Source organism: Streptomyces cirratus (assembly GCF_014650775.1).
Taxonomy (GTDB): domain Bacteria; phylum Actinomycetota; class Actinomycetes; order Streptomycetales; family Streptomycetaceae; genus Streptomyces; species Streptomyces cirratus.
This window is the reverse complement of the sequence record NZ_BMVP01000010.1, coordinates 59,484-73,165: the sequence shown is the minus strand read 5'-3', so window position 1 is coordinate 73,165 and position 13,682 is coordinate 59,484. Positions and strand designations below refer to the sequence as shown.

General features: G+C 74.6%; 9 protein-coding genes. 4 read left to right on the top strand and 5 right to left on the bottom strand.

Annotation, left to right across the window (positions count from 1 at the left end):
- Positions 1-91 precede the first annotated feature (91 nt).
- Positions 92-1,423 (top strand): class I SAM-dependent RNA methyltransferase, encoded by a 1,332-nt coding sequence (locus IE207_RS22940; protein WP_190186162.1) that lies wholly within the window; start codon positions 92-94, stop codon positions 1,421-1,423.
- A gap of 204 nt (positions 1,424-1,627) precedes the next feature.
- Here the strand turns inward: IE207_RS22940 and IE207_RS22935 are convergent, their stop codons facing one another.
- The 4 genes from IE207_RS22935 to IE207_RS22920 form a co-directional block, all read right to left on the bottom strand.
- The gene (locus tag IE207_RS22935) at positions 1,628-2,083 is read right to left on the bottom strand and encodes a hypothetical protein (RefSeq protein WP_190186161.1); all 456 of its coding nucleotides are present in this window, start codon (positions 2,081-2,083) and stop codon (positions 1,628-1,630) included.
- A complete protein-coding gene (locus IE207_RS22930) occupies positions 2,080-2,385 on the bottom strand; it encodes a metal-sensitive transcriptional regulator (protein WP_190186160.1) in 306 nt (101 codons plus the stop codon). The genes IE207_RS22935 and IE207_RS22930 overlap by 4 nt, the downstream gene beginning before the upstream one ends.
- 9 nt (positions 2,386-2,394) lie before the next feature.
- Complete coding sequence (locus tag IE207_RS22925) at positions 2,395-4,647, bottom strand: heavy metal translocating P-type ATPase (protein WP_190186159.1); 2,253 nt, start codon at positions 4,645-4,647, stop codon at positions 2,395-2,397.
- Positions 4,648-4,750: 103 nt separating this feature from the next.
- Positions 4,751-5,038 carry a heavy-metal-associated domain-containing protein gene (locus tag IE207_RS22920; protein ID WP_190186158.1) on the bottom strand — a complete coding sequence of 96 codons (288 nt, stop codon included), beginning with the start codon at positions 5,036-5,038 and terminating at the stop codon, positions 4,751-4,753.
- 197 nt (positions 5,039-5,235) lie between these two features.
- On the opposite strand from IE207_RS22920, the gene IE207_RS22915 reads away from it, so the two are divergent.
- From IE207_RS22915 to IE207_RS22905, 3 genes are all read left to right on the top strand, one after another.
- Entirely contained in the window at positions 5,236-6,240 is a 1,005-nt protein-coding gene (locus tag IE207_RS22915; RefSeq protein WP_229873908.1) for a DUF8832 domain-containing protein, read from the top strand.
- A 104-nt stretch (positions 6,241-6,344) separates the two neighbouring features.
- On the top strand, positions 6,345-6,980 hold the full coding sequence (locus IE207_RS22910; RefSeq protein ID WP_190186157.1) for a phosphatase PAP2 family protein: 636 nt from the start codon (positions 6,345-6,347) through the stop codon (positions 6,978-6,980).
- A gap of 321 nt (positions 6,981-7,301) precedes the next feature.
- Positions 7,302-13,142: a condensation domain-containing protein gene (locus IE207_RS22905; RefSeq protein WP_190186156.1), complete on the top strand. Its 5,841-nt coding sequence runs from the start codon at positions 7,302-7,304 to the stop codon at positions 13,140-13,142.
- Between the two features lie 22 nt (positions 13,143-13,164).
- On the opposite strand, the gene IE207_RS22900 is transcribed toward IE207_RS22905, so the two are convergent.
- A complete protein-coding gene (locus IE207_RS22900) occupies positions 13,165-13,614 on the bottom strand; it encodes an Lrp/AsnC family transcriptional regulator (protein ID WP_190186155.1) in 450 nt (149 codons plus the stop codon).
- Positions 13,615-13,682 lie beyond the last annotated feature (68 nt).

Here is a 13,682-nt window from a genome sequence, read left to right as displayed (position 1 = left end):
GGAGGGTTGGTGAACGGCCGGACGGGATCCACGTAAACTGGTGGGTCGGTCGTCCGGCCGTTTTCCTTTTATCTCCTGGAGCTTCCCCACCATGACCGAGCAGATCGAGAAGCAGTCACTGGTCGGGGAGGAGTACGAGGTCGAGGTCGGTCCCGTCGCGCACGGCGGCCACTGCATCGCCCGCACCGCCGAGGGCCGCGTCCTGTTCGTCCGCCACACCCTGCCCGGCGAGAAGGTCATCGCCCGGGTCACGGAGGGCGACGTCGACTCCCGCTTCCTGCGCGCCGACGCCATCACCGTCCTGGACGCCTCCAAGGACCGCGTCGAGGCGCCGTGCAAGTACGCCGGTCCCGGCAAGTGCGGCGGCTGCGACTGGCAGCACGCCAAGCCGGGCGCCCAGCGCCGGCTCAAGGGCGAGGTCGTCGCCGAGCAGCTCAAGCGGCTCGCGGGGCTCACCCCGGAGGAGGCCGGCTGGGACGGCACCGTCATGCCGGCCGAGGGCGACAAGCTGCCGGCCGGGCAGGTGCCGCAGTGGCGCACCCGGGTCCAGTACGCGATCGACGAGGACGGGCGCGTCGGCCTGCGCAAGCACCGCTCGCACGACATCGAGCCGATCGACCACTGCATGATCGCGGCGCCGGGCGTGAGCGAGCTGGGCATCGAGCAGCAGGACTGGCCCCAGATGGCGACGGTCGAGGCGATCGCCGCGACCGGCTCCCAGGACCGCCAGGTGGTCCTCACCCCCCGCCCGGGCGGCCGCCTCCCCCTCGTGGAGCTCGACAAGCCGGTCTCGGTCCTGCGGGTCGAGGAGAAGGACGGCGGGGTCCACCGGGTCCACGGCCGCCCCTTCGTGCGCGAGCGCGCCGACGGCCGTACGTACCGCGTCGGAATGGGCGGCTTCTGGCAGGTCCACCCGCAGGCCGCCGACACGCTGATCAAGGCCGTCATGCAGGGGCTGATGCCGCGCAAGGGGGAGATGGCGCTCGACCTCTACTGCGGCGTCGGCATCTTCGCGGGCGCGCTGGCGGAGCGGCTCGGCGAGACGGGCGCGGTGCTGGGCATCGAGTCCGGCAAGCGCGCGGTGGAGGACGCCCGGCACAACCTGGCGGACTTCCCCCGCGTCCGCATCGAGCAGGGCAAGGTGGACCAGGCCCTGCCGAAGACCGGCATCACCGAGTGCGACCTCGTCGTCCTCGACCCCCCGCGCGCGGGCGCCGGCAAGCAGACGGTCCGCCACATCGCCTCCCTCTCGGCCCGCCGCATCGCCTACGTGGCCTGCGACCCGGCGGCCCTGGCCCGCGACCTGGCGTACTTCGCGGACAACGGCTACAAGGTCCGCACCCTCCGCGTCTTCGACCTCTTCCCGATGACGCATCATGTCGAGTGCGTGGCGATCCTGGAGCCCATCGCGAAGGGCGCGTGACGGGTGGGCGCTGGTGCGTTGCGCCGGCGCCCGATGTCTGTCGGACGTGCAGCCCGCGATTGAAGCGCACGTTCGGGTTCTCGCCGTCCAACCCCCCCGTAGAGGTCGGTCGGATCCGCGAAGTCCGGCGCCCGGGGGCCAGGCCGGACCGCGTGCAAGCGGTCCGGCGCTTCGGGGTTCGGCGTGCGCGCGGGTTTCCGTGGGTCAGGGGCGGACGACGGAGGAGAGCCAGGGGGTCAGGGTGAGGGCCGGGACGGGTTCGCGGTAGGTCTCGTCGCCCGGGAGGGGGATGGTGAGGCGGTAGCCCGGGGGGAAGAAGCGGGACGTCACGTGGGCCAGGCCGCCGTAGACCGAGCGGAGGAACGCCGGGACGGAGTCGCGGGGGACGTCGTGGAACTCCACGCCGTCGACGCTGATGAGGGCGTCGTCCTCCGGGAAGAGGCGGACGGACACCGCGGGGCGGCCCGGGAGGTCGATGAACGCCTCGTGGGGGAGTGAGCCGTCGGGGTCGGTCGCCTTGAAGAGTTCGGCCGATGAGCGGCGCGAGGTCTGGTCCGCGCCGATGTCGTGGGTGACGGTCATCGTCAGGCGGTACCCGTCGGCGATCTCGCGTACCGCGGACACGGCCGACTCGGTGGTGGGAAGTGACGGGTGCTTCATGGGAAACATGATCGCTCCTCGGGCACGAATCCGGCCCTTACATATCCCGCAGCCGCGAAGGTACCCCCCAGGATCGCCTGGTCGCCGCCCTGCGCGATGGCTTCGGTGACGCAGCAGGCGAGGTGTTCGTCGAGCAGCGTCACGGCGCAGGACTGGAGCGCGGCGTTGATCGCGGACACCTGGGTCGGTACGTCGATGCAGTAGACGTCGTCGTCCACCATCCGCTGCACCCCGCGGACCTGGCCCTCGATCCGCCGCAGGCGTCTGACGACGTCTTCCTTGTGTGCTGAGTAACCGGCCACGGGGACTCCTCAGTTGGCGGCGGCCCGGAAGCCGCGCAGACGCAGGCTGTTGCCGACGACGAAGACGGAGGAGAAGGCCATGGCCGCTCCGGCGATCATCGGGTTGAGCAGTCCGGCCGCGGCGAGCGGCAGGGCGGCCACGTTGTAGGCGAAGGCCCAGAACAGGTTCGAGCGGATGGTGCCGAGCGTCTTGCGGGCGAGCCGGATGGCGTCGGCGGCGGCCCTCAGGTCCCCGCGCACCAGCGTCAGGTCGCCGGCCTCGATCGCGGCGTCCGTACCGGTGCCCATGGCGAGGCCCAGGTCGGCCTGGGCGAGCGCGGCCGCGTCGTTGACGCCGTCTCCGACCATGGCGACGCTGCGTCCCTCGGCCTGGAGCCGCTTGACGACGTCGACCTTGTCCTGCGGCATGACTTCCGCGAAGACCTCGTCTATGCCGACCTCCGCCGCGACGGCTTCGGCGACCGCCTTGTTGTCGCCGGTGAGCAGGATCGGCGTGAGCCCGAGGGCGCGCAGCCGCCTGATCGCCTCGGCGCTGGTGTCCTTGACCGCGTCGGCGACCTCCAGGACGGCGCGGGCCTCCCCGTCCCAGGCGACGGCGATCGCGGTACGGCCCGTGGCTTCGGCCGCGGCCTTGGCGTGCTCCAGGTGGGCCGGCAGGGTCATCGCCCACTCGGTCAGCAGCTTCTCGCGGCCGACGAGCACGGCGTGACCGTCCACCACGCCCTGGACGCCGAGCCCGGGGATGTTGGCGAAGTCCTCGGGGGCGGGCAGGGTACCCACCCGGGCGGCCGCGCCGGAGGCCACGGCCTGCGCGATCGGGTGCTCGGAGGCGTGCTCCAGGGCGCCCGCCAGGCGCAGTACGTCGTGCTCGCCGGTGCCCTCGGCGGTGTGCACCGCGAGCAGGGTCATCTTGCCGGTGGTGACGGTGCCGGTCTTGTCCAGGACGATCGTGTCGACCCTGCGCGTGGTCTCCAGCACCTCGGGGCCCTTGATCAGGATGCCGAGCTGCGCGCCGCGGCCGGTACCGACCATCAGCGCGGTCGGCGTGGCCAGGCCCAGGGCGCACGGGCAGGCGATGATCAGTACGGCGACCGCGGCGGTGAACGCGGCGGTGAGGCCGGAGCCGGAGCCGAGCCAGAAGCCCAGGGTGGCCAGCGCAAGGGCGATGACGACCGGTACGAACACGGCGGAGATCTTGTCGGCGAGGCGCTGCGCGGCGGCCTTGCCGTTCTGGGCGTCCTCGACCAGCTTGGCCATCCGGGCCAGTTGCGTGTCGGCGCCCACCCGGGTGGCCTCGACGACCAGGCGGCCGCCCGCGTTGAGGGTGGCGCCGGTGACCGGGTCCCCGACCCCGACCTCGACGGGTACGGACTCCCCGGTGAGCATGGAGGCGTCCACGGCGGAGGAGCCCTCCACCACGGTGCCGTCGGTGGCGATCTTCTCGCCGGGGCGGACCAGGAAGCGGTCGCCGGCCTGGAGTTCGGCGGTGGGCACGGTGACCTCGCGGTCACCGCGCAGCACCGTCACCTCCTTGGCGCCCAGTTCCAGCAGCGCCTTGAGCGCGGCTCCGGCCTTGCGCTTGGAGCGGGCCTCGAAGTACCGGCCGGCCAGGATGAAGGCGGTGACTCCGGCCGCCGCTTCCAGGTAGATGTTCCCGGCGCCGTCGGTGCGGGCGATGGCGAACTCGAAGGCGTGCGTCATGCCGGGCGTCCCGGCGCTGCCGAAGAACAGGGCCCACAGCGACCAGAGGAACGCGGCCGTCGTACCGACCGAGATCAGGGTGTCCATCGTGGCCGCGCCGTGCCGGGCGTTGGTCCACGCGGCGCGGTGGAACGGCCAGGCGGCGTACGTGACCACCGGCGCGGCCAGGGTCAGGGAGAGCCACTGCCAGTACTCGAACTGGAAGGCCGGGACCATGGCCAGCGCGACGACCGGCACCGCGAGACTGACGGCGGTCACCAGCCGTTGGCGCAGCGGGAGCAGCTCGTCGGGCTCCTCAGCCGGCGTCTCGGGGCCGCCGTTCCCGGGGGCCTTCACGGGCTCGAGCGCCGTGTATCCGGTGGCTTCGACGGTGGCGATCAGGTCCGCCACGGAGATGTCGGTGCCGAAGGTGACCTTCGCCTTCTCGGTGGCGTAGTTGACGGTGGCCTCGACCCCGTCCATGCGGTTGAGCTTCTTCTCGATGCGGGCCGCGCACGAGGCGCAGGTCATGCCGCCGATGGCGAGCTCGACCTGGGCGGTGCCGGCTGTGGTGGTGGTCATGAGAACTGCTCCTCGTTCGAGCGGGGTGGGGGCCGGGGCCCGGCGGGCCGGGCAGATGGGGCGGGGCGTGGGGCGGGGCCCCGGCGGCCGGGTCGGGCGGGTGTCAGGCGGCCCGGCCGGTGAGCTCGTAGCCGGCGTCGTCGATCGCGGCGGAGACCGCCGCGTCGTCGGGCGCGCCCACCGTGGTGACGGTGACCAGGCCGCCGTCCACGTCGACCTCCACGGAGAGGACGCCGTCGAGCGCGCTCACCGAGGCGGTGATGGCGCTCTTGCAGTGGCCGCAGGTCATGCCGGAGACGCGGTAGGTCGTGGCGGTGCTGTCGGCGATGGCGACGGCCGTCTGCGCGGCGCCGGTGCCGCAGCTGCCTTCGGAAGTGCAGCAGGAAGACATGGATCTCTCCTTCGGCGGTCACGAATACCGGGGGATACCGGTGGATACCCTGAGGGGGTATCCGGTTCGACTTCAGATATACCCCCCGTAGGTATCCTGCGCAAGCTTCGACCCGGCTTGACTTGATACCCCCCAGGGGTATCGTGAAGTGCATCGAACCGCCGAACGCGGGGCCCACGTCGTACGGGAGAGCAGTCATGAACACCGGAGTGAGGATCACCGCCTATGCCGCTGCGCTCGCCGCCGCCTTCGGGGCCGCGTACGGGGTCGGCAAGGGCGTCGGCCCCGTGAACGCCCCCGCGTCCTCCCGGCACGCAGCCCATGCGGCGCAGGCGGCGGCGCCCGCCGCCGGCGGCGGGCACGCGGGTCACGAGGAGGGCGAGCAAGCCGCCCAAGGGCCGACGGCGGGAGGCCTGCAGATCTCGGAAGGCGGCTACACGCTGGCCCTGGACACCCCGCAGGTCGCGCCCGGACCGGGGGAGCTGAGGTTCTCCGTCAAGGACCGCGAAGGCCGCAAGGTCACCGCGTTCAAGGAAGAGCACGGCAAGGAACTGCACTTCATCGTCGCCTCGCGCGACCTGACGGTCTACCGGCACCTGCACCCGGTCCGCGCCGAGGACGGCACCTGGTCGACCCCGGTCGACCTGCCGGCTCCCGGCGCCTACAAGGTCTTCGCCGACTTCACCGCGGCGGCCGCCGGGGCGAAGGGCGTCACCCTCGGCGCGGACGTGTCCGTTCCCGGGCCGTACGCCCCCGCCCCGCTGCCCCCGGTCGCGCCCACCGCGGAAGTGGACGGCTATCAGGTGGCGCTGGCCGGGACGCTGGACCCGGGCAAGGCGGGGGAACTGAGGCTCACCGTCAGCAAGGACGGCAAGCCGGTCACCGACCTGGAGCCCTACCTCGGCGCCTACGGCCACCTCGTCGCCCTGCGCGACGGCGACCTCGCCTACCTCCACGTGCACCCGAACGCCGGTGGCCCCGGGCCGGACGTCTCGTTCACGGCGACGGCCCCCAGCGCGGGCACCTACCGGCTCTTCCTGGATTTCCAGCACCGGGGCCAGGTGCGCACCGCCGCCTTCACGGTCCGGGCCGGTGGCGGTCAGGCGGCTCCGACGGCTCCCGGCTCTCCGGCGGCTCCTGGTTCCGCCTCGGCTCCCTCTGCTCCCTCGGCTCCCGAAGCGCCCGGGGTGCACTCCCACTAGGGACCCCGTCCGCCGCCTGGCCTACACCACGCCTGCGGGGGGTACTGCCGTCTCCTACAGTGACGTAGACCGTCTACGTCACCCGTAGGAGGGAGCGGCGAGTCATGACCCTTCCCGCGCACGTCCCCGCCCCGAGGGCCCTTCCCGCCCTCGACGGAGCGTCCCTCGACGGCCGCCTCTACACCCGGGTCACCGGGCTCGCCGGGCGCTCACCGGGCTGGCTCGACGTCATGGCCGCCCACTGGTCGGCCTACGGCCTGGGACTGTTCGCCGTGCTCATGCTGGCGGCCTGGTGGCGGGCCCGGCCCGGGAGCGCCCCGCGGATCGCGATGGCACTGGCCGCCCCGGCCGTCGTCGTCCTCGCCTACGCGGCGAACGCCTTGATCAAGGCACTGGTCCGCGAGGAACGCCCCTGCCGGACCCTGCACACCGTCACCCTGGAGGTGTGCCCCGGGCCGGACGACTGGTCCTTCCCCAGCAACCACGCCGCCATCGCGGCCGCCGCCGCGGCGGCGCTCTGGCTCGTCGACCGGGGCCTCGGCGTCATCGCCGCCCTGGCCGCGCTGCTCATGGCTCTCTCCCGGGTCTGGGTCGGCGCCCACTACCCGCACGACGTGGTGCTCGGCCTGGCGGTCGGCGCAGCCGTCGGCTGGTGCCTGACCGCCTCGGCCCGGCGCGGCGCGCCGCTGGTGGAGCGGGCCCGCGCGTCCAGGCTGCGGCCGTTGGTCGCGCCGAGGTGAGCCGACCGGTGGCGGCGGCCGGGGCGGCGGCCGTGCGCGCCGGGCCCCATGCACACCGGGCGGATGCGGACGTACCCCTTGCAGGCACTTCCCAGCGGGCCTCGTCCGAAGTTCGAGCGCCGCTCAGCGGGTCGATACGGCGGCCCTGCCTAACCTGCCCGTCAGAAGGTTCCTCCCGGCGCGACCGGCGGGGCACCGCGACGAGACGCGGAACACGGCCGGCCGGCCGTGGGGACGGGGCGGGATGTCTGACATCGGCACCACGAGCGGTCCGCTCACCCGGCGGGCGCGCACCACCGGACCCCGCCCTCGGGGCCGGAGATGATCCCCCTGTCGTTCGCCCAGCGCCGCCTGTGGTTCCTCCACCGGCTGCAGGGCCCCTCGGCCACCTACAACGTGCCCTTCGTCCTTCGCCTGCGGGGCGATCTGGACACGGACGCGCTGCAAGCGGCCGTACGGGACCTGGTGGCGCGGCACGAGAGCCTGCGCACGCTGTTCGTCGAGGACGAGCGCGGCGACGCGTTCCAGCGCATCGTGCCCGCGGACGGCGTGCCGCTGACCGTGCCGGTGACCGACGTGGCGCCCGAAGAGGTGCCGACCGCCGTCGCGCGGGCCGTGTCGTACCCGTTCGACCTCACGGCGGAGATCCCCGTACGGGCGACCGTCCTCAGGTGCTCACCCGAGGAGCACCTGCTGGTGCTGGTCGCCCACCACATCGCCTGCGACGACGAGTCGGGCAGGCCCCTCGCACGCGATCTGTTCGCCGCCTACGAGGCACGGCGCGCGGGACTCGCTCCCCCGCGGCGCGAGCTGCTCGTGCAGTACCAGGACTACACGGTGTGGCAGCGCGACCTGCTCGGCGACGAGGACGACCCCGCCAGCCTCGCCGCGGCCCAGGTGTCCTACTGGCGCGAGGAGCTGGCGGGCCTGCCGCAACCGTGGGCGCTGCCCACGGACCGCCCCCGCCCTCCGGCGGCGAGCTACCGCGGCGACCTCTACGAGTTCACGGTCGACCCGCGCCTGCTGACCGGCATCGAGGAGCTGGCCGCCCGCCACGGCGCGAGCGTGCCGGTGACGATGCAGTCCGCCCTGGCCGTCCTGCTGCACCGGCTGGGCGCGGGCGACGACCTCACGATCGGCTGCCCGGCCACCGACCGCACCGAGGAGGCCCTCACCGACCTCGTGGGGTTCCTCGTCAACACCTGGGTGCTGCGGCTGGACCTGACCCGCAACCCCTCCTTCTCGGACCTCCTCGGGACGGCCGCGACCAAGGCGCTGAACGCGTACGACCTGCACGACGTGCCGTTCGAGCGACTGGTGGAACTGATCGCCCCCGAGCGTTCCACCGCCTACCACCCGCTGTTCCAGGTGCGGTGCGCCTGGCAGCCCGCACCGCCCGAGATCGAGGTCCCCGGGCTCCGGGTCAACTTCGAACCCGCCCGCACCGCGGCCGCCACCTGTGACCTCTCCTTCCTCATCGTCCCGGAACCGGCCGGGGGAGCGCGGGTCCGTCTCGCCTACGCCACCGACCTGTTCGACCGCGGCACGGTGGAGCGGCTCGGGGCCCGCTTCCTGCGGGTGCTGCGGCAGATCGTCGCGGACCCGGGGGTCCGGGTCGGCGCGGTGGACGTCCTCGTCGGCGACGAGCGCGAACGGCTGCTGGGGCCGGCCGCCGGCACGGCCGCCGCCGAGGGGCCCGAGGAGAGCGTCGTCGCGCTCTTCGGGCGTCAGGCGAGGGCGACCCCGGAGGCGGTGGCCGTCCTCGACGGGGACCGCTCCCTCACCTACGGGCAACTGGGTGCCCGCGCCGACCGGCTGGCGCGGGAGCTGGCCCGGCGCGGCGCCGGTCCCGAGAGCCTCGTCGGGCTCGCGCTGCCCCGCGGGGCCGCGCACGTCGTCGGCCTGCTCGCCATCCTCACGTCCGGCGCCGGATGCCTTCCGCTCGATCCCGGCCGGCCGGGCGCGACACCGCTCGACGCCGTCCTCGCCGAGGCGCGACCGGCGCTGATCCTCACCGACCCCGCCACCGCGGCCGCCCTGCCGCCCGGCGGCGTCCCGCTGCTGTGTGCGCAGGACATCGGCGACGAGGCCCTGGGAGACCCGGTCCGGGGCGCCGCCCCCCGGCCGGAGCACCTCGCCTGCGTGCTGTACGGCGCCCGGGAGCCCGCGGGGCTCGTCGTCACCCACCGGAACCTGGCCGACGGCGTGCGCCGGCTGACCCGGCGCCTCGGCGTCCTCGCCGGCCGGCGGATGCTCGCCGGTTCCCCGCCCTGCTCCGACGCCTGGCTGTACGAGGTCCTCACGCCGCTTTGCAACGGAGGCAGCGTCGAAGTGGGTGACGGGACAGAGGTGCCGGCGCACAGGCGCGGCCGGTCCGCGCAGGTGATCAGCACGACTCCGTCCGCGTTCGCGGCACTGGCGGACCGGATCCCGGCCGAAACCGGCGTACGGGCGCTGGTGTTCAGCGCAGAGCCGCTGCCCGCGTGGCTGGTGGAACGGGCGCGGGCCGCCGTCCCGGGCGTACGGGTGGTCAACGCCTACGGCCGGGCCGACGCCTTCTGCCTGCCCGAGGTCCCCGAGCACGGGCCGGACGCCACCGGCGTACGGACGTACGTACTCGGACCGGGCCTGGCACCGGTACCGCCGGGGGCGGTCGGTGAGCTGTACGTCGGCGGCGCCGCGGGCCGCGGCCACCTCGGCCGGCCCGGCGCGACGGCCCGGCAGTTCGTCGCGGACCCCTTCGGCCCGGCCGGTGGGCGGATGTACCGGACGGGCGACCTGGCGCGGTGGAACGCGGACGGAGGGCTGGAGGTCATCGGACCCGCCGAGGCGCAGGCCACAGTGCGCGGGCTGCGCATCGAACCGGCGGTGGTGGAGGCCGCGCTGATGGCCCATCCGGGCGTCTCCCAAGCCGTGGCCGTCACCCGCGAGGGCCGCTGCGGCAGCCCGTGCCTGGTGGCCTACGTCGTGCTCGGCGGCGGCGAGGACGGCGGCGTCCGCGGCGGCGGGCACGGGGCCGAGCTGCGGCGCTTCGTCTCCGCACGGCTGCCCGACCACCTGGTGCCCGCCGCCTTCACGGTCCTCGACCGGATGCCGCTGACGGCGCACGGCACGCTGGACCGGTCGGCCCTGCCCGCGCCCGACCTCGCCGACCGCGTCCACCGGGCCCCGCGGACCCCCACGGAGGAGGTGCTGGCCGAAGCGGTCGGGGAGGTGCTCGGCCTGCAACGGGTCGGGGTCGACGAGGACTTCTTCCTGGCCGGCGGCGACAGCATCCGCTCCGTCCAGGCCGCCGCCCGGGCCCGCGCCCGGGGCGCCGACGTGACCCCGAAGGAGATATTCGAGCACCGCACCGTGGCCGACCTGGCCGTGGTCGCCGACGGGCGGACCCGCGGCACGGCGCAGCCCGACGAACCGGAGGGCGACGGCACCGGTTGGATGCCGCTGCCCCCGGCGGCCCGGGAGCTGCTGGGCCGCGGCGGCGGAACGGACCGGCTCGCGCGGGCGCAGCTGCTCGAACTCCCCTTGGAATTAGATCTGTTCACCCTGATGGCGACCCTCGGGGCGGTCCTCGACCGTCACGACGTGCTGCGCTCCCGGCTGGTGCAGGACCCGGAACCCGGACTGCGCGTCGAGCCCGCCGGACTCGTGAGCCCGGCCTCGCTGGTGCGCCGGATCCCTTGTGGCGGCCCGTGGGACGACGCGCTGATCGCCGCCGAACTGGACGCGGCCGCAGGCCGGCTGGACCCGGCCGCCGGGGTGATGGCCCAGTTCGTGTGGTTCGACCGCAGCGCCGTCGGCAGGGGCGGCACCGGGCGGCTGCTGGTCGTCCTGCACCACCTCGTCGCCGACGCGGCGTCGTGGCGGATCCTGCTGCCCGACCTGGCCGACGCCTGGGCCCGCTCCCGGTGCGGGGTCCCCTCGCTGCCCCGGGCGGGAACCTCCGTGCGCCGCTGGGCCCACGCGCTGGAACGACAGGCGGCCGACCCCGCCCTGGTGGCCGGGCTGCCGGCCTGGCGCGAGGTCCTCGCGGCGCCGGACACCCTCCTCGGCAGCCGCCGCCCCGACCCGGCCGTGGACGTGGCGGCCACCGTGGAGACCGTGCGGGTACGGGTCCCGGCAGCGGTGGGCGAACCCGTGCTGACCACCGTCCCCGCCGTCTTCCGCTGCCGGGCGGAGGACGTACTGCTCACCGCCCTGACCTTGGCGCTGGCCCACTGGCGCCGCGGCCGGGGCGACGCGCAGACCTCCTCGCTGATCCGCCTCGAAGGCGACGGCCGCACCCCGGACGCGGCGCCGGGCGACGGCCCGGGCCGGACCGTCGGCCCGTTCACGGCCGCGTTCCCCGTACGCCTGGACGTCGGCGGGATCGACCTGGACGACGCGCTGGCCGGGGGCCCCGCCGCCGGGCGCGCACTGAAATCCGTCAAGGAACAGCTGCGCACCGTGCCCGACGGGGGAACCGGCTACGGGCTGCTGCGCCACCTCAACCCGCGGACGGCCGCCGAACTGGCGGCCCACCCCGAACCGCAGATCGGCTTCGGGTACCTGCGTGGCTTCGGCGCCGACGACATGCCGGTCGGCCTGCGGGGCCTCGGCTGGGTACCGGCGGCCGACGCGGACGAGCCGGACCCGGCCCCGGACGGGCAGGCGCCCGCGCCGTCGGCCCTGGAGATCGGGGCCCGAGCGACGGGGGGCGATGCGGGCACCGAACTCACCGCCCGCTTCAGCTTCCCGGCGGGCGTGCTGTCCGCGGCGGAGGTGTCGGAGCTGGCGGCCCTGTGGGTCACCGCGCTCGCCGGCCTCGCCCGGCACGCCCGGCAGCCGGGCGCCGGAGGGCTGACGCCCTCGGACGTGCCGCTGGTGGCCGCGGCCCAGGCGGAGATCGAGGGGTGGGAGGCCCGCTACGGGCGGCTGGCCGAGGTGTGGCCGGTGCCTGCCGTCCAGTCGGCGGTCCTGCGCGCCGCCGGCCCGGCCGGGTCCCCGTCCGCCGTGCACCCGGTACAGCTCGTCATCCCGGTCGAAGGCCGGGTGGACCCCGTACGGATGCGCGCCGCCGGGCAGGCCCTGGCGGAACGCCACCCCACCCTGCGGGCGGGCTTCGTCACGGCCGCCACCGGCGACCTCCTGCAGGTCGTTCCCGGGGACGTGCCGCTGCCATGGCGGTACCTCGACCTGGCAGGGGCCGACGAGGCCGTGCGTGACGCGGAGAGCGGGCGCCTCCTCGCCGCCGAGCGCGCCGCCCGCTTCGACCCGCTCGTCCCGCCGCTGGTCCGGCTCGCCCTGATCGGCCTCGGCGACCGCGCCCGGCTCGTGGTCACCGCGCACCCGGCGCTGTTCGACGACCGGTCGGCGACGGTGCTGATGAAGGACCTGGCCCGGCTCTACGGCGTGGGCGGGGACGCGTCGCTGCTCGCGGCCGCGCCGGGCTATGGGGACCACCTGAGCCGGCTCCTGCGGGCCGGGGCCCCGGCGCGGGCCGTCCCACGGGCCGCCGGGCCCGCGGACGGGTCGGGGACCGGCAGCATCGAGGTCGAGGTGGCGGCGGGCGACGCGCTGGGGCTGTCGCGGAGCGCCGCCGAGCTCGGGATCACGCCGGACACGCTGGTGCGGGGCGCGTGGGCGATCCTGCTCGCCCGGCTCGGCGGCAGCCGCGACGTGGTGTTCGGGGTGAGCGACCCCGGCCGGCCGGCCGAAGTGCCCGGCGCCCAGGAGCTGGTCGGCCTGTTCGCCCGCACCGTCCCGGTACGCGTCTCCTACGGGCCGGGCGAGACGGTGGGACAGCTCCTGCGGGCACTTGAACGCGGCCCCGGCCACGGCCCGACGCGGCCGTTCGACTCGCTGGTGGTCCACGAACCGTGCCCCGACGGTCCGGACGGTCCGGACGGCCCGTGCGGGACCACCACCGCGGCGGGCATCACCCTCAAGGGCGTCCGGACCCTGGGGTGTTCCCCGTATCCGCTGACGCTCCGCGTCGCCGGGCCCGGTACGCGGTTCACCCTCGAATTCCGCTGCGACTCCTACGGGAGGAGCACGGTGGAGGCGATCGCCGCCTCCTTCGCCCGGGTCCTGCGGCAGGTGCGGACCGATCCGCAGGTGCCGGTGGACGCGGTGGAGGTGGGGGACGTGCGGGAGGCCCGAGAGCGGGCCGCCGCGGGCTGACGGGGACGCCGGCCCGGTCCCGCTACACCGGCAGGCCGGTCGGCTCCTTGATCCGCTTCATGATGATCTGCGAGTTGACCTCGGTGACCCCGGACAGGGCCGTGAGCTGCTCGATCCACAGGCGCTCGTACGCCCGCAGGTCCGCCACGGCGATGCGCAGCAGGCAGCCGGGGCTGCCGAAGAGGCGGTAGGCCTCGATGACGTCGGGGATGTCCTGGAGCGCTGCCTCGAAGGCCTCCACGGCGGCGCGGTCGCGGCGCACCTCGACCGAGACCAGCACCTCGAAGCCCCGGTCCACGGCCTCCGGGTCGATCACTGCGCGGTAGCCCTGGATCACCCCGTCCTGCTCCAGCTGCCGCACCCGGCGCATACAGGGGGAGGGGGTCAGGCCCACGCGCTGGGCCAGCTCCTGGTTGCTGAGGCGGCCGTCCCGCTGGAGCTCGCGCAAGATTTCTCGATCGATGGCGTCCATCACGCAATTATCGCCTGTCCAGTGTTGCAGGCGTGCCGCAATCGGCAATCGCATTGCGCGTAGATCTC

What these genes read in the sequence shown, in the direction of transcription:
- IE207_RS22940 (WP_190186162.1), top strand. Translation starts at nt 92, where the DNA reads ATGACCGAGCAGATCGAGAAGCAGTCACTGGTCGGGGAGGAGTACGAG.
- IE207_RS22925 (WP_190186159.1), bottom strand. Translation starts at nt 4,647, where the DNA reads ATGACCACCACCACAGCCGGCACCGCCCAGGTCGAGCTCGCCATCGGC.
- IE207_RS22915 (WP_229873908.1), top strand. Translation starts at nt 5,236, where the DNA reads ATGAACACCGGAGTGAGGATCACCGCCTATGCCGCTGCGCTCGCCGCC.
- IE207_RS22920 (WP_190186158.1), bottom strand. Translation starts at nt 5,038, where the DNA reads ATGTCTTCCTGCTGCACTTCCGAAGGCAGCTGCGGCACCGGCGCCGCG.
- IE207_RS22905 (WP_190186156.1), top strand. Translation starts at nt 7,302, where the DNA reads ATGATCCCCCTGTCGTTCGCCCAGCGCCGCCTGTGGTTCCTCCACCGG.
- IE207_RS22935 (WP_190186161.1), bottom strand. Translation starts at nt 2,083, where the DNA reads ATGAAGCACCCGTCACTTCCCACCACCGAGTCGGCCGTGTCCGCGGTA.
- IE207_RS22910 (WP_190186157.1), top strand. Translation starts at nt 6,345, where the DNA reads ATGACCCTTCCCGCGCACGTCCCCGCCCCGAGGGCCCTTCCCGCCCTC.
- IE207_RS22900 (WP_190186155.1), bottom strand. Translation starts at nt 13,614, where the DNA reads ATGGACGCCATCGATCGAGAAATCTTGCGCGAGCTCCAGCGGGACGGC.